This window comes from Pseudonocardia kunmingensis (assembly GCF_006716445.1).
Lineage (GTDB): Bacteria > Actinomycetota > Actinomycetes > Mycobacteriales > Pseudonocardiaceae > Pseudonocardia > Pseudonocardia kunmingensis.
Genome location: NZ_VFPA01000001.1, coordinates 2,697,951 through 2,714,215 on the forward strand (window position 1 = coordinate 2,697,951; position 16,265 = coordinate 2,714,215).

At 73.1% G+C, this 16,265-nt stretch carries 16 protein-coding genes; 1 reads left to right on the plus strand and 15 read right to left on the minus strand.

What is annotated here, in order from left to right; all coding sequences use genetic code 11:
* Positions 1-9 precede the first annotated feature (9 nt).
* The 5 genes from FB558_RS12855 to lysS all read right to left on the minus strand — a co-directional run bounded on the left by FB558_RS12855 (position 10) and on the right by lysS (position 5,920).
* The gene (locus FB558_RS12855; RefSeq protein ID WP_142052185.1) at positions 10-2,553 is read right to left on the minus strand and encodes an ATP-dependent Clp protease ATP-binding subunit; all 2,544 of its coding nucleotides are present in this window, start codon (positions 2,551-2,553) and stop codon (positions 10-12) included.
* Positions 2,554-2,711: 158 nt separating this feature from the next.
* Positions 2,712-3,044 (minus strand): GNAT family N-acetyltransferase, encoded by a 333-nt coding sequence (locus FB558_RS12860; protein WP_142054103.1) that lies wholly within the window; start codon positions 3,042-3,044, stop codon positions 2,712-2,714.
* Positions 3,045-3,139: 95 nt separating this feature from the next.
* Positions 3,140-3,958: a siderophore-interacting protein gene (locus FB558_RS12865; RefSeq protein ID WP_142052187.1), complete on the minus strand. Its 819-nt coding sequence runs from the start codon at positions 3,956-3,958 to the stop codon at positions 3,140-3,142.
* 51 nt (positions 3,959-4,009) lie between these two features.
* Positions 4,010-4,351, minus strand: coding sequence for a histone-like nucleoid-structuring protein Lsr2 (locus FB558_RS12870; protein ID WP_142052190.1), 342 nt, complete (start codon positions 4,349-4,351; stop codon positions 4,010-4,012).
* 114 nt (positions 4,352-4,465) lie between these two features.
* A complete protein-coding gene (lysS, locus tag FB558_RS12875) occupies positions 4,466-5,920 on the minus strand; it encodes a lysine--tRNA ligase (protein WP_142054106.1) in 1,455 nt (484 codons plus the stop codon).
* Between the two features lie 121 nt (positions 5,921-6,041).
* Here lysS and FB558_RS12880 point away from each other — a divergent pair, with 121 nt between their 5' ends.
* Positions 6,042-6,785 (plus strand): class I SAM-dependent methyltransferase, encoded by a 744-nt coding sequence (locus FB558_RS12880; protein ID WP_142052193.1) that lies wholly within the window; start codon positions 6,042-6,044, stop codon positions 6,783-6,785.
* On the opposite strand, the gene FB558_RS12885 is transcribed toward FB558_RS12880, so the two are convergent.
* The 10 genes from FB558_RS12885 to ftsH form a co-directional block, all read right to left on the minus strand.
* A complete protein-coding gene (locus FB558_RS12885; protein ID WP_142054109.1) occupies positions 6,701-7,555 on the minus strand; it encodes a type III pantothenate kinase in 855 nt (284 codons plus the stop codon). The genes FB558_RS12880 and FB558_RS12885 overlap by 85 nt on opposite strands.
* Positions 7,556-7,561: 6 nt before the next feature.
* Entirely contained in the window at positions 7,562-8,458 is an 897-nt protein-coding gene (gene panC, locus FB558_RS12890) for a pantoate--beta-alanine ligase (RefSeq protein ID WP_142054108.1), read from the minus strand.
* An 8-nt stretch (positions 8,459-8,466) separates the two neighbouring features.
* Positions 8,467-9,360, minus strand: coding sequence for a Rossmann-like and DUF2520 domain-containing protein (locus tag FB558_RS12895; protein ID WP_142052196.1), 894 nt, complete (start codon positions 9,358-9,360; stop codon positions 8,467-8,469).
* 124 nt (positions 9,361-9,484) lie between these two features.
* The gene (locus tag FB558_RS12900; RefSeq protein WP_246106396.1) at positions 9,485-10,759 is read right to left on the minus strand and encodes a PrsW family intramembrane metalloprotease; all 1,275 of its coding nucleotides are present in this window, start codon (positions 10,757-10,759) and stop codon (positions 9,485-9,487) included.
* Positions 10,760-10,770: 11 nt separating this feature from the next.
* A complete protein-coding gene (locus FB558_RS12905) occupies positions 10,771-11,256 on the minus strand; it encodes a DUF3180 domain-containing protein (protein WP_142052200.1) in 486 nt (161 codons plus the stop codon).
* Entirely contained in the window at positions 11,253-11,771 is a 519-nt protein-coding gene (folK, locus tag FB558_RS12910; RefSeq protein ID WP_142052203.1) for a 2-amino-4-hydroxy-6-hydroxymethyldihydropteridine diphosphokinase, read from the minus strand. The genes FB558_RS12905 and folK overlap by 4 nt, the downstream gene beginning before the upstream one ends.
* The gene (gene folB / locus FB558_RS12915; RefSeq protein ID WP_142052206.1) at positions 11,768-12,154 is read right to left on the minus strand and encodes a dihydroneopterin aldolase; all 387 of its coding nucleotides are present in this window, start codon (positions 12,152-12,154) and stop codon (positions 11,768-11,770) included. The genes folK and folB overlap by 4 nt, the downstream gene beginning before the upstream one ends.
* Positions 12,154-12,969: a dihydropteroate synthase gene (gene folP, locus FB558_RS12920; protein ID WP_142054113.1), complete on the minus strand. Its 816-nt coding sequence runs from the start codon at positions 12,967-12,969 to the stop codon at positions 12,154-12,156. The genes folB and folP overlap by 1 nt, the downstream gene beginning before the upstream one ends.
* Positions 12,970-13,013: 44 nt before the next feature.
* Positions 13,014-13,640 carry a GTP cyclohydrolase I FolE gene (gene folE, locus FB558_RS12925; RefSeq protein WP_142052209.1) on the minus strand — a complete coding sequence of 209 codons (627 nt, stop codon included), beginning with the start codon at positions 13,638-13,640 and terminating at the stop codon, positions 13,014-13,016.
* Positions 13,637-16,081 carry an ATP-dependent zinc metalloprotease FtsH gene (gene ftsH, locus FB558_RS12930; protein WP_142052212.1) on the minus strand — a complete coding sequence of 815 codons (2,445 nt, stop codon included), beginning with the start codon at positions 16,079-16,081 and terminating at the stop codon, positions 13,637-13,639. Before ftsH ends, folE begins: the two co-directional genes overlap by 4 nt.
* Positions 16,082-16,265 lie beyond the last annotated feature (184 nt).

The window sequence follows — 16,265 nt, forward strand, 5'->3', positions numbered from 1 at the left end:
TCTAGCGGATCACTCGTCGCCCGACTTGGCCAGGTCGACCGGCGGCGAGTCCGGCACCGTGACCGGCTTCGGCTCACCGCGGAAGGTGAACACGGCCTTGTCGTCGGCCGCCCGCGAGTTCGGGGCGTCCGGGTCGATACCCTCGACGTCGACGACCACGATCTGACCGGGCTCCACCTCGCCGAAGAGGATCTTCTCCGACAGCTGGTCCTCGATCTCGCGCTGGATGGTGCGGCGCAGCGGCCGCGCACCCAGGACCGGGTCGAACCCACGACGGGCCAGCAGGCCCTTCGCCGCAGGCGTGAGCTCGATGTCCATGTCCTTGTTGGCCAGCGCAGCCTCCACCCGCGTGATCATGAGGTCGACCATCGTGATGATCTGCTCCTCGGTCAGCTGGTGGAACACGACGATGTCGTCGATGCGGTTGAGGAACTCCGGCCTGAAGTGCTTCTTCAGCTCGTCGTTGACCTTGTTCTTCATCCGCTCGTAGTTCGACTGCTCGTCGTTGCCCTGGGCGAACCCGAGGCCGACGGCCTTCGAGATGTCCTGGGTGCCGAGGTTCGAGGTGAAGATGATCACGGTGTTCTTGAAGTCCACCGTGCGGCCCTGACCGTCGGTCAGGCGGCCGTCCTCCAGCACCTGCAGGAGGGTGTTGTAGACCTCCTGGTGCGCCTTCTCGATCTCGTCGAACAGCACGACCGAGAACGGCTTGCGACGCACCTTCTCGGTGAGCTGGCCGCCCTCCTCGTAGCCCACGTACCCGGGAGGGGCACCGAAGAGCCGCGAGGCGGTGTAGCGGTCGTGGAACTCGCCCATGTCGATCTGGATGAGGGCGTCGTCCTCGCCGAACAGGAAGTTGGCCAGCGCCTTGGACAGCTCGGTCTTACCGACACCGGACGGGCCGGCGAAGATGAACGAGCCCGACGGGCGCTTCGGGTCCTTCAGGCCGGCGCGCGTGCGGCGGATGGCCTGCGACACCGACTTGACGGCCTCCTCCTGGCCGATGATCCGCTTGTGCAGCTCGTCCTCCATGCGGAGCAGACGCGTGGTCTCCTCCTCGGTGAGCTTGAACACCGGGATACCGGTCCAGTTGGCGAGCACCTCGGCGATCTGCTCGTCGTCGACCTCCGCGACGACGTCCAGGTCACCGGACTTCCACTGCTTCTCCCGCTCGCCCTTCTGGCCGAGCAGCTGCTTCTCGGAGTCGCGCAGGTGCGCGGCCCGCTCGAAGTCCTGCGCGTCGATCGCCGACTCCTTGTCGCGACGCACGGCTGCAATCTTCTCGTCGAACTCGCGCAGGTCCGGCGGCGCGGTCATCCGGCGGATCCGCATCCGGGCGCCTGCCTCGTCGATCAGGTCGATCGCCTTGTCCGGCAGGAAGCGGTCGGAGATGTAGCGGTCGGCCAGCGTCGCCGCGGCCACCAGCGCCGGGTCGGTGATCGTGACGCGGTGGTGCGCCTCGTACCGGTCGCGCAGGCCCTTGAGGATCTCGATGGTGTGCGTGACGCTCGGCTCGCCCACCTGGATCGGCTGGAAGCGGCGCTCCAGGGCCGGGTCCTTCTCGACGTACTTGCGGTACTCGTCGAGCGTGGTGGCACCGATCGTCTGCAGCTCGCCGCGGGCCAGCATCGGCTTGAGGATGCTGGCGGCGTCGATCGCGCCCTCGGCGGCACCGGCACCCACGAGCGTGTGCAGCTCGTCGATGAACAGGATGATGTCGCCGCGCGTGCGGATCTCCTTGAGCACCTTCTTCAGGCGCTCCTCGAAGTCACCGCGGTAGCGGGAGCCCGCGACAAGGGAGCCCAGGTCGAGCGTGTAGAGCTGCTTGTCCTTGAGCGTCTCGGGCACCTCGCCCTTGACGATGCCCTGGGCCAGCCCCTCGACGACGGCGGTCTTGCCGACGCCGGGCTCGCCGATCAGGACGGGGTTGTTCTTGGTCCTCCGGGAGAGGACCTGCATGACCCGCTCGATCTCCTTCTCCCGGCCGATGACCGGGTCCAGCTTGCCCTCGCGGGCGGACTGGGTGAGGTTGCGACCGAACTGGTCGAGGACGAGCGAGGAGCTCGGGGTGCCCTCGCCGCGGCCGCCGGAGGCGCCCTCGGCGGGCTCCTTGCCCTGGTAGCCGGACAGCAGCTGCAGGACCTGCTGGCGGACCCGGTTGAGGTCGGCGCCCAGCTTGACCAGCACCTGCGCGGCGACGCCCTCACCCTCGCGGATCAGGCCGAGCAGGATGTGCTCGGTGCCGATGTAGTTGTGGCCGAGCTGCAGCGCCTCACGCAGCGACAGCTCCAGCACCTTCTTGGCCCGCGGCGTGAACGGGATGTGCCCGCTCGGCGCCTGCTGACCCTGACCGATGATCTCCTCGACCTGCTGGCGGACGCCCTCCAGGGCGATACCGAGGGACTCCAGCGCCTTCGCGGCGACACCCTCGCCCTCGTGGATGAGGCCAAGGAGGATGTGCTCGGTGCCGATGTAGTTGTGGTTGAGCATCCTGGCTTCTTCTTGCGCCAGGACGACAACCCGCCTCGCTCGGTCGGTGAACCTCTCGAACATTTACGCTCCTAGCCTGCTGCGCCATGCACCGGCGCGCTGCGCCGGGTACACCCCGACTCCCACTGTATCGGGCCGGGACACCCGGACGCCCGTCTCGCACGTACCCGGCTCAACGCGAGCCCGCTCCGCCAGATTCCGCCCGGCGGCCCATCACCTGGTCAGAGTGGTCCCACTCGCCCATCCGGGGTGTCTCGAACCGCCCGTCGCATCGCCCACGTCCGCGGCCCCCCACAGGGGAGGTCGACCTCGCCCACCACCTCGAACCCGAGCCGCCGGTAGAAGGCTGGGTTCGCCGCGAGGGACGTCTCCAGGAAGCACGGCACGCCCCCGGCGTCCGCGTCCGCCGGCCCCGGCTCCAGCACCACCCGTCCGAGGCCACGCCCCTGCCGGTCGGGCCGGACGCCCACCGTTGCGAGGAACCACACCGGATGGGTAGGTCGGAGCGGCTGCAGCGCGCGCTCGTCGACGGGTCGCGTGCGCGGGATCCGCATGACGAACGGCACTTTCGTCGGCTAGGTACCGACGAGAGTGCCGTTCGTCCGGGTGGGAGCCGTGACACCACACCGATCATGCGAGCTCTGGCCGGCTAGGACGTCGCGCCGGCGCGCTCCGCCGCCTTCTCGGCCTGCCAGCCGTCCTCATCGACGCCGCGGCGCCAGTAGCCCGACACCGAGAGCGCCTCGCGCGGCACGCCGCGCTCGTTGACCAGGTGGCGCCGGATGTCGCGCACGAACCCGGCCTCGCCGTGGATGAACGCGTGGACGCGACCGGTCGGGAACTCCAGGGCCCGCACGGCGTCGGCGAGCTGGTTCGGAGCTCCCGGGTGGCGGTGCAGCCACGTGGCGCGCAGCCGACCGGGGCAGGCCAGCTCCTGCTCCTCGGCCGCGTCGGCCACCTCGAGGACCGCCAGCACCGGGACACCGGCCGGCACCCGCTCGCAGGCGGCGCCGATGGCCGGGAGGGCGCTCTCGTCGCCGACCACCAGGTGCCAGTCGGCGGTGGCGTCGGGCGCGTAGGCGCCTCCGGGACCGGCGAGGCGCAGCACGTCGCCCGGCCGGGCGGCGGCGGCCCACGGCCCGGCGAGCCCGGAGTCGCCGTGGTGCACGAAGTCGATCGTCAGCTCGCCCGCGGCGTGGTCCAGCGCCCGCACGGTGTACGTGCGCGTCACCGGCCAGTGCTCGCGCGGCAGCTCGGCCCGGATGACGTCCATGTCGAACGGCTCGGGGTAGGACACCTCGGGCCGGGGGAAGAGGATCTTGACGTACCGGTCGGTGTGGGGCGTGTCGGGGAACGCCGACAGCTCCTCACCCCCGGCAACGACCCGGATCATGTGCGGGGTGAGCCGCTCGGTGCGGCGCACCTCGAGGGTGGTCGTCCTGCGCGCCACGGGGCCTCCTCGGTCCATCGACTACTGAGGCCAGCCTAACCACGGCACGCGCGGAGCGCCCGGAAGCGGTCAGTTCTCCCGGTGGTAGGCCTCGAGCACCTCGGCGGGGATGCGGCCGCGATCGGAGACCTTCATGCCACGCTTGCGCGCCCAGTCGCGGATCGCCTGGTTCTGCTCGCGGTCGATGGACGGGCGCCGCGCCGCGCCGCCGGTGCTCGAGCCACCCCGGCGGCGACCGCCGGAGCGCCGGGCCGACGCGACGTAGGCCGCCAGTGCGTCGCGCAGCTTCCCCGCATTCGCCTTCGAGAGGTCGATCTCGTAGTTCTTGCCGTCGATACCGAACTCGATCGTCTCGTCGGCGGCCTCTCCGTCCAGGTCGTCGATCAGCCGCACCTCACGGATCTGCGCCATCGCCGCAACCTCCACCCACTTCGAACCTGCTCCTGCCGCGCGGCGATGCCGCAGTCGCACCATAAACCAATTGCGGTGGGCCGTCGAGTCACCCTGTCCGGTGTCACCGGGCAGTTACTCAGAACGCACGAGCGGGTACAGAATGGTTTCGCGGATTCCCAGCCCGGTGAGGGTCATGAGCAGCCGGTCGATGCCCATTCCCATGCCCCCGGTCGGCGGCAATCCGTACTCCATGGCGCGCAGGTAGTCCTCGTCGAGCTGCATCGCCTCGGGGTCGCCGGCCGCAGCCGCCATCGCCTGGGCGGTGAGCCTTTCCCGCTGGTCCACCGGATCGACGAGCTCGGAGTAGGCCACGCCGAGCTCGGTGCCGAAGATGAAGAGGTCCCAGGCCTCGGCCAGCCGCGGGTCGTCCCGGTGCTGCCTGGCCAGCGGCCGTAGCTCGATCGGGTAGTCGCGCACGAATGTCGGCTCCTGCAGGGTGTGCTCGACGAGCTTCTCGAACAGTTCGAGCACGATCGCGCCGGCGGAGGCCGTTTCCTCGACTTCGACGTCATGGGTGGCGGCGAGCTTGTGGAGCCGTTCCGCGGAAGTGTCCGGGGTCACCTCCTCGCCGACTGCTTGCGACACCGCCTCGTGCATCGTGACCGACCGCCACTCGCCACCCAGATCGTGCTCGGAGCCGTCCGCGTGCCGCACCACCGTGCTGCCGAACACCGCCCGGGCGCAGGCCTGCACCAAGTCGCGCGTCAGAACGGCCATATCGTCGTAGGTGGCGTAGGCCTGGTAGGCCTCCAACGTGGTGAACTCGGGCGAGTGGGTGGAGTCGATCCCCTCGTTGCGGAAGACGCGATTGATCTCGAAGACGCGCTCGATCCCGCCCACGACGCAGCGCTTGAGGAACAGTTCGGTGGCGATCCGCAGGTACAGATCGCTGTCGAGCGCGTTGGCGTGCGTCACGAACGGACGCGCGGTGGCGCCGCCGTGCAGCAGCTGCAGCATCGGCGTCTCGACCTCGACGAACGACCGCGCGTCGAGCACCTCGCGCACCGTGCGCAGGACCTCGGCGCGACGATGGACCATCTCGCGCGCCTGCGGCCGGACGATGAGGTCGACGTAGCGCTGCCGCACGCGCGTCTCCTCCGACAGCTCGCGGTGCACCACCGGCAGCGGCCGCAGCGCCTTCGCCGCCATCTGCCAGCGGTCGGCCATCACCGACAGCTCGCCGCGGCGCGAGGTGAGCACCTCGCCGTGCACGACGACGTGGTCGCCCAGGTCGACCTGCGCCTTCCAGCGCGCGAGCTCCTCCTCCCCGACGAGCGCGAGCGACAGCATCGCCTGCAGCTCGGTGCCGTCGCCCTCGCGCAGCGTGGCGAAGCAGAGCTTGCCGGTGTTGCGCAGGAACATCACGCGTCCGGCGACGGCGACCACGTCGCCGGTGGCGGTGTCGGGCGGCAGGTCCGGATGCGCCTCGCGGACCTCGCGCAGCGTGTGGGTGCGCTCGACGGCGACGGGGTACGGCTCGCGATCCTGCTCCAGCATCGCCGCCCGCTTGGCCCGCCGCACCCGCATCTGCTCGGGCAGGTCGTCGTCGGGGCTGGTGGGGGGCTCGTTGCTCACGTGTCAAGGGTAGTGACGCCGCTCGACGGAGTTTCCGTCGCCTCGCACCACGGCGTGGCCGTACGGTCGGATCATGGACCCGCACCGGGCTCGTTCGTTCGGTTCCGCGGCCACCCAGTACGCGCTGCACCGGCCCGGGTACCCGGACGCCGCCGTGGACTGGGCCCTGGCACCACTCCCCGGCGGGGCCGGCCTGCAGCTGCTGGACCTCGCCGCGGGTACCGGGAAGCTCACCACCTCGCTGCTCCCGCGCGGCACAGTGGTCGCCGTCGAGCCCGACCCCGCGATGCGGGCCGAGCTGCGTACGCGCGTTCCGGGCGTCGACGCCCGCGAGGGCAGCGCGGAGGAGATCCCGCTGCCGGACGCCGCCGTCGACGCGGTCCTCGTCGGGCAGGCGTGGCACTGGTTCGACCCCGAGCGCGCCTACGCGGAGATCGCCCGCGTCCTGCGGCCGGGCGGCGTCCTCGCGGCGCTCTGGAACGGCGACGACGCGCACGTGGAGTGGGTGCGCGGGTTCCACGAGGCCGGCGCGTGGGCCTCGCACGTCGTACGGGAGCCGGACGACGAGCCCCGGCTGCCCGACCACCCGGCGTTCACCCAGGACGGGTACGCGCAGTTCGCCAACCTGGTGCCCACCACGGTCGACGGGCTCGTCGCCACCCTGCGCACCCATTCGTGGGCGCTCACCGCGGAGCCCGACGAGCGCGAGGCCGCCCTCGCCCGGCTCCGCGCCTACCTCGCCACCCGCCCCGAGACCGCGTCGGGGGAGTTCGAGCTGCCGCTGGTCACCGACGTGGTGCGGATGTTGCGCAGGTAGGTCAGGCGCAGTCCGAGCAGCGTGAGGTCCGGCACGAACTCGGTGATCGTCTCCGACTCGCCGGCGACCAGCGGCGCCAGCCCCCCGGTCCCGAGCACGGTCACCGGCCCGGCCTTCGGCCCGAGCTCGGCGACGATGCGCCGCACGAGACCGTCCACCTGGCCCGCGACGCCGAAGAGCAGGCCGGACTGCAGGCACTCGACCGTGTTCTTGCCGATCACCGAGCGCGGGCGCACCAGCTCGACGGTGCGCAGCGCGGCGGCGCGGGTGGCCAGCGCCTCCAGGGAGATCTCGATCCCCGGCGCGAGCGCGCCACCGAGGAACTCGCCCTTCGCGGAGACGACGTCGATGTTGGTGGACGTGCCGAAGTCGACCACCACGCACGCGGTGTCGTGGAGCCGGTGCGCGGCGAGGGTGTTCATGACGCGGTCGGCGCCCACCTCGCGGGGGTTGTCGACCAGCAGCGGCACCCCGGTGCGCACCCCCGGCCCGACGACGACCGCCGGCACGTCCCTGCGGTCGATGAGCAGCCGCAGCTCGCGCAGCAGCGTCGGCACGGTCGACAGCGCCGCGACGCCCGTCACCTGCGCCGCGTACGGGCCGAGCAGGGCGTCGAACGCGACGCTCAGCTCGTCGGCGGTCATGCGCGGGTCGGTGCGCATCCGCCAGTCGCGCACGAGCGGCGGGTCGAGCTCGTCGGCCCCGCCCGGCTCGTCGGCGTAGAGCCCCAGCGCGATCTGGGTGTTCCCGACGTCCACGCAGAGCAGCACCACGACCTACAGCTGCACGGCGACGTTGTCGATCAGCCGCGTGCGGCCGAGGCGCGCGGCGGCGAGCAGCCGGGCACGTCCGGCCTGCGGGTCGGGTCCGAGCTGCGGGTCGGTGAGCTCCACGTACTCGACCTGCAGCGCCGGCTCCTCGGCGAGCGCGGCGTGCGCCGCGTCGAGCACCGCCTGCGGCCCGCGGGCCGACACCCCCGCCCCCGCCGCGAGCGCGCGGTGCAGCGCGGGCGCGCGGCGCCGCTCGTCGGGCGAGAGGTAGGCGTTGCGCGAGGAGATCGCCAGCCCGTCCGGCTCGCGGACGGTGGGCACCCCGACCACCGACAGCGGGAAGTCCAGGTCCCGGACCATCTTCTGGACCAGGACCAGCTGCTGGTAGTCCTTCTCGCCGAAGAAGGCGAGGTCGGGCGCCACGATGTGGAACAGCTTCGCCACCACCGTGAGCACGCCGCCGAAGTGCCCGGGGCGCACCGCGCCCTCGAGGTGGTCGCCCAGCGCGCCGGGCACCACCGTGGTGTCGGCGCCGTCGGGGTACATGTCCGCCACGCCGGGCAGGAACACCAGCTCGACGCCCTCCTCCCGGCAGGCCTCCAGGTCCGCCTCGAGGGGGCGCGGGTAGCGGTCGAGGTCCTCACCCGCGCCGAACTGCAGCGGGTTCACGAAGATCGACACGGCGGGGACGACCGAGCCCGGCGCCCGGCGGGCGTGCCGGATCAGCTCCCGGTGCCCCTCGTGCAGGGCGCCCATCGTCGGCACCAGCGCCACCTTGCGCCCCGCGGCCCGCAACGCGCGGGTGACCGGGGCGATCTCGGCGGGTGAGCGGTGCACGGTCAGCGCCCCGGACCGGTAACCGCCGAGGGTGCGGGCACCGCCGCCGAGGGGTGAGGCGGCCATCGGTCGGGTCACGGCTTCTCCTCGAGGGTGGCGAGCACCTCGTGCGCGGCGTGCTCGGGCAGCAGGCCCGCCGCCGACGCCCGGCGCGCGGTGCGGGCCGCGAGCACGCGGTAGGTCTCGGCGAGGTCCGGGTCGGCGGCGGCCAGCTCGTGGCGGTGCAGGCGCACGGTGTCGACGTCGCCGCGGGCGACCGGGCCGGTGAGCGCGCGGTCGCCGTGGCGCAGCGCGTTGTCCAGCGCCGCCGAGAGCAGCGGGGCGACGAGCCGCTCCGCCGGGCCGACGCCGGCGCGCTCGAGCGTCTCGACGCAGTCGCGCACGAGCGTGACGAGGTGGTTGGCGCCGTGGGCCAGCGCCGCGTGGTAGAGCGGCCGGACCTCCTCCGCCACCCGCACCGGCTCCGCGCCCATCTCGACCACGAGCGCCTCGCCGACGCTCCAGGCGGCCTCGTCACCGGGGTCGGCCGTGACGCCGACGCTCGCGCCGGTGAGGCGGGCCACGTCCTCGGTGCGGCCGGTGAACGTCAGGACCGGGTGCAGGGCGAGCGGCAGCACGCCGTGCTCGGCGGCGGGTCGGAGGACCGCGATGCCGTGCGCGCCCGAGGTGTGCACGACGATCTGACCGGCCCGGAAGCTGCCTGCCGCGGCGAGGCCCCGTACGAGGCCGGGCAGCACGTCGTCGGGGACGGCCAGCAGCGCGAGGTCCGAGCCGGCCACGACCTGGTCGGGCGGCAGCAGCGGGACGTCGGGCAGCAGGGCGGCGGCGCGGGTGACCGAGGCCCGGGAGACGCCCGACGTGGCCACGACGTGGTGCCCGGCGGCGGCCCACGCCGCGCCGACGACGGCACCGACGCGCCCCGCCGACACGACGCCCACCGCGAGCCGGGCAGGCCTGCCAGCAGTCATCGACGTCCGCTCCTCACTCGTTCCAGTCCCGCAGGGGGTACCGGACGATGCGCGGAAAGGTTAACCGGGCGGGCCGGGACGGCAGCACATCCGGTGACGGGCTTCACCGGTCCGGGCGGCCGGGTCACCAGGGCGCGTGCCCCGGGGCCGACGGGGGCGGCGTGGCCGGCCACTGGCCGGGGGGCGGCCCGGGCGGGGGCGGGGTCCAGCCGGGCGGGCCGTGGCGGCGGATGGCCACCGTGAGCGCCTCCGGGTGCCCCACGGCCCGGGCGCGGGCCGCGCGCACCGCCTCGACCGCCTCGGCGTGCCACATCGGGCCGTGGGCGCCCACGGTGCCGCGCGCGAGGCGGTGCCGCAGGAACGCGAGCTCGGTGACCGCCGCCTGGTAGTCCGCCACGGCCTTGGCGACCTTGCGGCCCGAGCGCCTGCGCACGGCTGCGCGCCAGCCCTGGCGGCCCGCCATGCTGGCCAGCAGCGGGACCTCGCTGGGCACGATCCACCCGGCGGCCGCGAAGCCGGGCAGCTGCGCGGCCACGATCCGCTGCTCGCGACGCCGCTGCCAGACGACCACCGCGACGAGGGCAAGGAACACCGGCACCATCACGAAGCCGTACACCACCAGGAACAGGCTGTTCCCGGGGACGGAGGCGGAGGTGTTCCACAGCGAGTGCAGCGCCACCGCGACGAGGAACCCGATCGTCACCGCCGCGATGCGCACGGCCACGCTCGTGGTGCGGGCGGCGACGCCGGCCCCGATCCCGATCATCGCCGTGAACAGCGGGTGCGCGAACGGGGAGAACACACCGCGCAGCACCAGCACCGCGAGCACGCTGCCCACCTGCCCCACCCCGGCGTCCTCGGTGAACGCCCGCCCGAGGTAGAGGATGTTCTCGGTGAACGCGAAGCCGGCGGCCACCAGTCCGGCGTAGACGATCCCGTCGACGACGCCGTCGAACTCGCGGCGCCGGAACACCAGCAGCCCGACGAGGAACGCCCCCTTCACCGCCTCCTCGACGACCGGGGCCACGACCACGGCTCCGAGCAGGTCGCCGCTGCCGCTGCCGAGCGCCTGCTCGACGACGATGCTGGCGCTCGTGTTGATCAGCAGCGCGGTCAGCGCGGCGAAGCAGGCGCCCCACAGGAACGCGAACAGCAGGGTGCGCGGCGGCTCCGGCTCCCAGCGGTCGATCCAGAGGAACGTGGCGACGACCGGGACGACCGGGAGCAGCGCACCGAGCGCGCCGACCAGCACCCCCGCGGTCCCCACGCTGTTGCCCACCAGGCCGAGCACCACCAGGCCGCAGAACCCGAGCGCGATCAGGCCGAGGACCGGGGCGAGCACGGCGCGCCGCTGCCGGCCCGGGGTGGGCATCGGGATGACGCGCGTCGGCTCGGTCACGGGGGGCGAGCCTACGGGTGATCAGCGCCCGTGGCGCGACCGTGCGGCTCGTCGCCGGGCTCGTCGTCCGGGGTGCGGCAGCAGTGCTCCAGCCACAGCGCCCCGGCGACCAGCCCGAGGGCGCAGACGAGCGCGATCCCGCCGGACAGGGAGTCGTTCGACGCCGCCGTGATCTCGCCCGCCTGGGGCAGCACGTGCGCCAGCAGACCGGTCCACACGCCCGCCATGATGGCTCCGGCCAGCGCGGAGGCCTTGGCCACCATGACGGCGCGGGCCGCGACGAGCGGCTGCACCGGTTCGGTGCCGGGACGGCGGCGGATGCGGGCCCGCAACGCGTTGCCCGCGATCGCCTCCGCGATGCCGAGCACGCCGAACGTGGCCCCCGCGAGCAGCGGGATCTGCGGGAGCGAGCCGTAGGACAGCCGGATGCCGAGGTTGGCCAGCACCGCCACCACGAGTCCGACGGCGAAGAGGTCGCGGGGCCGGGTCTGCTTCACCGGCGCGCACCCACCAGCACGAGGTCGTCGCGGCGGCGCATCCCGTTCTCCGCGTCCGGGCCGAGCGTCGCGAGGAGCGCGGCGACCGGCCCGTGGCCGGGCAGCACCGCCTCCGGCTCGACGTCGAGCCACGGGCGCAGCACGGTGGCCCGCTGCGGTGTGCCGGGATGCGGGAGCAGCAGCTCGGGGTCCTCGCTCGCGACGGCCCCGTCGGGTCCCTGCACGGTGACGACGTCGACGTCGAGCGTGCGCGGGCCCCACCGCACCTCGCGCACGCGCTCGGCGGCCCGCTCCAGCTCCTGGCCGCGGCGCAACCAGCCCCACGCGTCCGTGCCCGCGTCCTGGACGACGAGCACCGCGTTGAGGAAGTCGTCCTGCGCGACGCCGCCCCACGGGGCGGTCTCGTAGACGGGCGACACCGCCCGCACGGCCTCGCCGAACCCCGCGACCGCCGCCTGCAGGTGGCCGAACCGGTCACCGAGGTTCGAGCCGAGCGAGAGCACGGCACGCGTCACGCCGGCACCACCCGGCCGGGACGGAGCCGGGAACGGTGGGCCACGACCGCGACGTCGGCGAACTCCAGCGGGATCGGGGCGTGCGGCTTGTGCACCACGACCTCGACGGCCTGCACGCGCGCGTCACCGAACACGTCATCGGCCACGCGGCCGGCGACGGTCTCGATGAGGTCGCACGGCTCCCCGCCCACGATCGCGGCGGCCCGCTGGGCCAGCGCGCCGTAGTCGAGGGTGTCGGCGAGGTCGTCGGAACGGGCGGCGGCGCCGAGGTCCATCCACACGGTGACGTCCACGACGAAGTCCTGCCCGTCCCGGCGCTCGTGCTCGTACACGCCGTGGCGACCGCGCACCCGCAGCCCGCGCAGCTCGATGCGATCCATCACTACCCGACCTCCTGCACCGGAGCTCCGTGGCGCCAGGCCGCCGCCACGTGCACCGCGTCGAGCGTGCCGCCGACGTCGTGCACGCGCACCCCCCAGGCGCCCTCGTGGGCGGCGAGCGCGCTCACCGCGGCGGTGGCGGCGTCCCGGTCGCGCGCCACCCGCGCGGCACCCTCGCCGTCGGCCAGCAGGTCACCGAGGAACCGCTTGCGCGAGGCGCCCACCAGCACCGGGAACCCGAGCCCGACGAGCACGTCGAGCCGGTGCAGCAGCGCCCAGTTGTGGGCGGCGGTCTTCGCGAAGCCCAGCCCGGGGTCGAGCACCAGCCGCCCGGGGTCGACGCCGGCCAGCACCGCCGCGTCGACACGCGCGACGAGCTCGTCCCGCACGTCGGTGACGACGTCGTCGTAGCGCGCGAGCGAGGACATGCGGTCGCTGTGCCCGCGCCAGTGCATGAGGATCCACGGGACGCCCGCCGCGGCCACCGCGGACCCCATGGCCGGGTCCGCCATCCCGCCGGACACGTCGTTGACGACGGTGGCGCCGGCCGCGACCGCGGCGTCGGCCACCGCGGCGCGGGTGGTGTCGATGCTGACCGGGACGCCTTCGGCGACCAGCTCGCGCACCACCGGCAGCACCCGGTCGCGCTCCACCTCGGGCTCGACCCGGGCCGCGCCGGGCCGGGTGGACTCCCCGCCCACGTCGACCAGGTCGGCGCCCGCGTGCCGCATCGCCACACCGTGGGCCACGGCCTGGTCGCGGTCGATGAAACGGCCGCCGTCGGAGAAGGAGTCGGGCGTGACGTTGAGGATGCCCATCACGACGCACCGCTGCGGGCGGGGGAGAGCGGTGACCACCGCGGTCACCCGCTCCGGATCAGCGACAGCGCCTCCGCGCGCGACGTCGGCGACGACTGGAGCATGCCGCGCACGGCGGAGGTGATGGTGCGCGAGCCCGGCTTCCGGATGCCGCGCATGCCCATGCAGAGGTGCTCCGCCTCGATCACGACGATGACGCCTTGGGGCTCGAGCTTGCGCCTCAGGGCGTCGGCCACCTGCGCGGTGAGGCGTTCCTGCACCTGCGGCCGCCGCGCGTAGAGGTCGACGAGGCGCGCGAGCTTCGACAGGCCCGTGACCCGCCCGTCGATGTTCGGGATGTACCCGACGTGCGCCACACCGTGGAACGGCACCAGGTGGTGCTCGCACATCGAGAACATCGGGATGTCCTTGACCAGGATCAGCTCCTGGTGGTGCTCGTCGAACGTGCGGTCCAGCACCTCGTCGGGATCGGAGTAGAGCCCCTGGAAGATCTCCTCGTACGCGCGCGCCACGCGTGCGGGCGTCTCGCGCAGTCCCTCGCGGTCCGGGTCCTCGCCCACGGCGATGAGCAGCTCCCGCACCGCGGCCTCGGCGCGGGCGTGGTCGACCCCGGGACGGCCGTTGCGCGCCGCCCCCGCGGCCGCCGTGGACCCCCGTGCTGCAGTGCTCAGCGCGAGCCACCCTTGTCGGGGTCGTTCTCCTCACCCGTGGCGCGCTCGGGCGGCGACGCCTGCTGCTCGGGAACGGCCGGCGCCTCGCCGGTGGTGCCGGTGGTGCCGCTGCCGGTGGTGCCGCTGCCGTGGCCGTTGGCCGTGGGCGGTGGTGGCGGCGGCGGCGGAGCGGCCCACGGCTGGGGCGCCTGCTGCGGCCGGTGGCCCGCAGGCGGCCAGCTCTGCCCGTGCGGCGTGGTGGCCGGGCGCCAGTCGGGCGGAGCACCGTAGTTGTGCGGCACCGAGTTGGGCTGCTGCTGCGGCGGCGGGGCGCCCCACGGCTGCTGCGGGACCGGCTGCCCCGGGTAGGCGGCCGGGAACGGCGGAGGCTGGCCCGGCCCACCGGGGTAGCCGCCGTGCGGGCCGGGGGTCGGCACCGGGCCACCGTTGGGACCGGGCGCGGGCACGCCGTTGCTCCCACCGGGGTAGGAGCCGACGGGCGCGGGCTCGCGCACGGGCTCGGCGTGCGGCGGCCAGGGCTCGCCGCGCTCGCGGGCCCGCTCGGCCGGGGTCTTGATCGGCGGCTTGTCCGACGGCGTGCGGTCACCGAAGTCGTTGAACGCGGTGATCCGCGGCCGCTTCTCGACCCGGTCGAAGATGCGCTCGAGGTCGATGCGGGTGAGCGTCTCCTTCTCGAGCAGCTCGAACACCAGGTCGTCGAGCACGTCCCGGTAGGTGTTGAGGATCTCCCACGCCTCGGTGTGCGCCGCCTCGATGAGGGCGCGCACCTCCTCGTCGATCTCGTGGGCGACCTCGAGCGAGTAGTCGGCCTGGGCGCCCATCGAGCGGCCGAGGAACGGGTCGCCCTGGTCGCGCCCGTAGCGGACGGCACCGAGGCGAGCGCTCATGCCGTACTCGGTGACCATCGCCTTGGCGATCTTGGTGGCCTGGTCGATGTCGCTGGACGCACCCGTGGTCGGCTCGTGGAACACGAGCTCCTCGGCACTGCGCCCACCCATCGCGAAGACCAGCCGCCCGATCATCTCGGAGCGCGTCATCAGGCCCTTGTCGTCCTCGGGGACGACGAGGGCGTGCCCGCCGGTGCGCCCGCGCGGCAGGATCGTGAGCTTGTAGACCGGCTCCAGGTCGGGCATCGCCCACGCGGCCAGCGCGTGGCCGCCCTCGTGGTAGGCCGTGATCTTCTTCTCCTGCTCGGAGATGATCTTCGACTTGCGCCGTGGACCGCCCACGACCCGGTCGACCGACTCCTCCAGCGCCGCCCCCGTGATGAGCGTGCCGCTCTCGCGCGCGGTGAGCAGCGCGGCTTCGTTGATGACGTTGGCCAGGTCGGCGCCGGACATCCCGACGGTGCGCTTGGCGAGCCCCTCGAAGTCGACGTCGGGCGCGAACGGCTTGCCCTTCGAGTGGACGCCGAGGATGGCCTTGCGACCCGCGAGGTCGGGCGCGGCCACCGGGATCTGCCGGTCGAAGCGGCCGGGCCGCAGCAGCGCGGGGTCGAGGATGTCGGGGCGGTTCGTGGCCGCGATCAGGATGATCCCGCCGCGGGCGTCGAAGCCGTCCATCTCGACGAGCAGCTGGTTGAGCGTCTGCTCGCGTTCGTCGTGACCACCGCCGAGGCCCGCGCCGCGCTGGCGGCCGACCGCGTCGATCTCGTCGACGAAGATGATGCACGGGGAGTTCTGCTTGGCCTGCTCGAACAGGTCGCGCACCCGGGAGGCACCGACACCGACGAACATCTCGACGAAGTCGGAGCCGGAGATCGTGTAGAACGGCACGCCCGCCTCGCCCGCGACCGCGCGCGCCAGCAGCGTCTTACCGGTGCCGGGCGGGCCGTAGAGCAGCACGCCCTTCGGGATCTTCGCGCCGAGCGCCTGGTAGCGGGCCGGGTTCTGCAGGAAGTCCTTGATCTCGTACAGCTCCTCGACCGCCTCGTCGGCGCCCGCGACGTCACCGAAGGTGGTCTTCGGCATGTCCTTGTTGAGCTGCTTGGCCTTCGACTTGCCGAAGGACATCACCCGGTTCCCACCGCCCTGGGCGTTGTTCATCATCCAGAACAGGATGAGCAGCACCAGGCCGAGCGGGATCAGGTAGATCAACATCGTCATCAGGAACGAGTCCTGACGGACCGTCGTGTTGAACGACGGGTTGTTGCTCGCGTTCTCGAGCGACTCGAAGATCGTGCCCGCGGTCTGCGCCGGGTACTGGGTGAGGATCTGGGTGTTGCCTTCGACCGGCTGGGCGAGGGTGAGACGCAGGCGTTGCTCGCGGTCCTCCACGAGCGCCTGGGTGACGTTGCCGCTCTCGATCTGCGTGAGCGCCACCGAGGTGTCCACCCGCGTGTAGCCGCGCGTGTCGTCGAAGAGCACGCTGAACGTGAAGTAGACCAGGATCGCGGCGAGGATCCAGATCAGCGGGTTGCGGAGCAGGCGCTTGCGGTCCATGCAGCTTCGGCCGTGGCGGCCTTCACCCTCCCTGGCGAGATTCTCCTGCGGAGACCCGGCGCAGCGGACTGACCGGCCCTGAGTCCGCCAGGATAGCGGTCCCGGAGCCGGGCTGCGCCGTCCATGTCCACCGGCGTACCCGTCACGGGTACGTGCAAGCTCAACGGACGGGCCCGACCCGGTG

What these genes read in the sequence shown, in the direction of transcription:
- ftsH (WP_142052212.1), bottom strand. Translation starts at nt 16,081, where the DNA reads ATGGACCGCAAGCGCCTGCTCCGCAACCCGCTGATCTGGATCCTCGCC.
- FB558_RS12870 (WP_142052190.1), bottom strand. Translation starts at nt 4,351, where the DNA reads ATGGCGCAGATCCGTGAGGTGCGGCTGATCGACGACCTGGACGGAGAG.
- FB558_RS12855 (WP_142052185.1), bottom strand. Translation starts at nt 2,553, where the DNA reads ATGTTCGAGAGGTTCACCGACCGAGCGAGGCGGGTTGTCGTCCTGGCG.
- panC (WP_142054108.1), bottom strand. Translation starts at nt 8,458, where the DNA reads ATGGCCGCCTCACCCCTCGGCGGCGGTGCCCGCACCCTCGGCGGTTAC.
- FB558_RS12865 (WP_142052187.1), bottom strand. Translation starts at nt 3,958, where the DNA reads ATGGACCGAGGAGGCCCCGTGGCGCGCAGGACGACCACCCTCGAGGTG.
- FB558_RS12860 (WP_142054103.1), bottom strand. Translation starts at nt 3,044, where the DNA reads ATGCGGATCCCGCGCACGCGACCCGTCGACGAGCGCGCGCTGCAGCCG.
- FB558_RS12895 (WP_142052196.1), bottom strand. Translation starts at nt 9,360, where the DNA reads ATGACTGCTGGCAGGCCTGCCCGGCTCGCGGTGGGCGTCGTGTCGGCG.
- FB558_RS12880 (WP_142052193.1), top strand. Translation starts at nt 6,042, where the DNA reads ATGGACCCGCACCGGGCTCGTTCGTTCGGTTCCGCGGCCACCCAGTAC.
- folP (WP_142054113.1), bottom strand. Translation starts at nt 12,969, where the DNA reads ATGGGCATCCTCAACGTCACGCCCGACTCCTTCTCCGACGGCGGCCGT.
- lysS (WP_142054106.1), bottom strand. Translation starts at nt 5,920, where the DNA reads ATGCGGGTGCGGCGGGCCAAGCGGGCGGCGATGCTGGAGCAGGATCGC.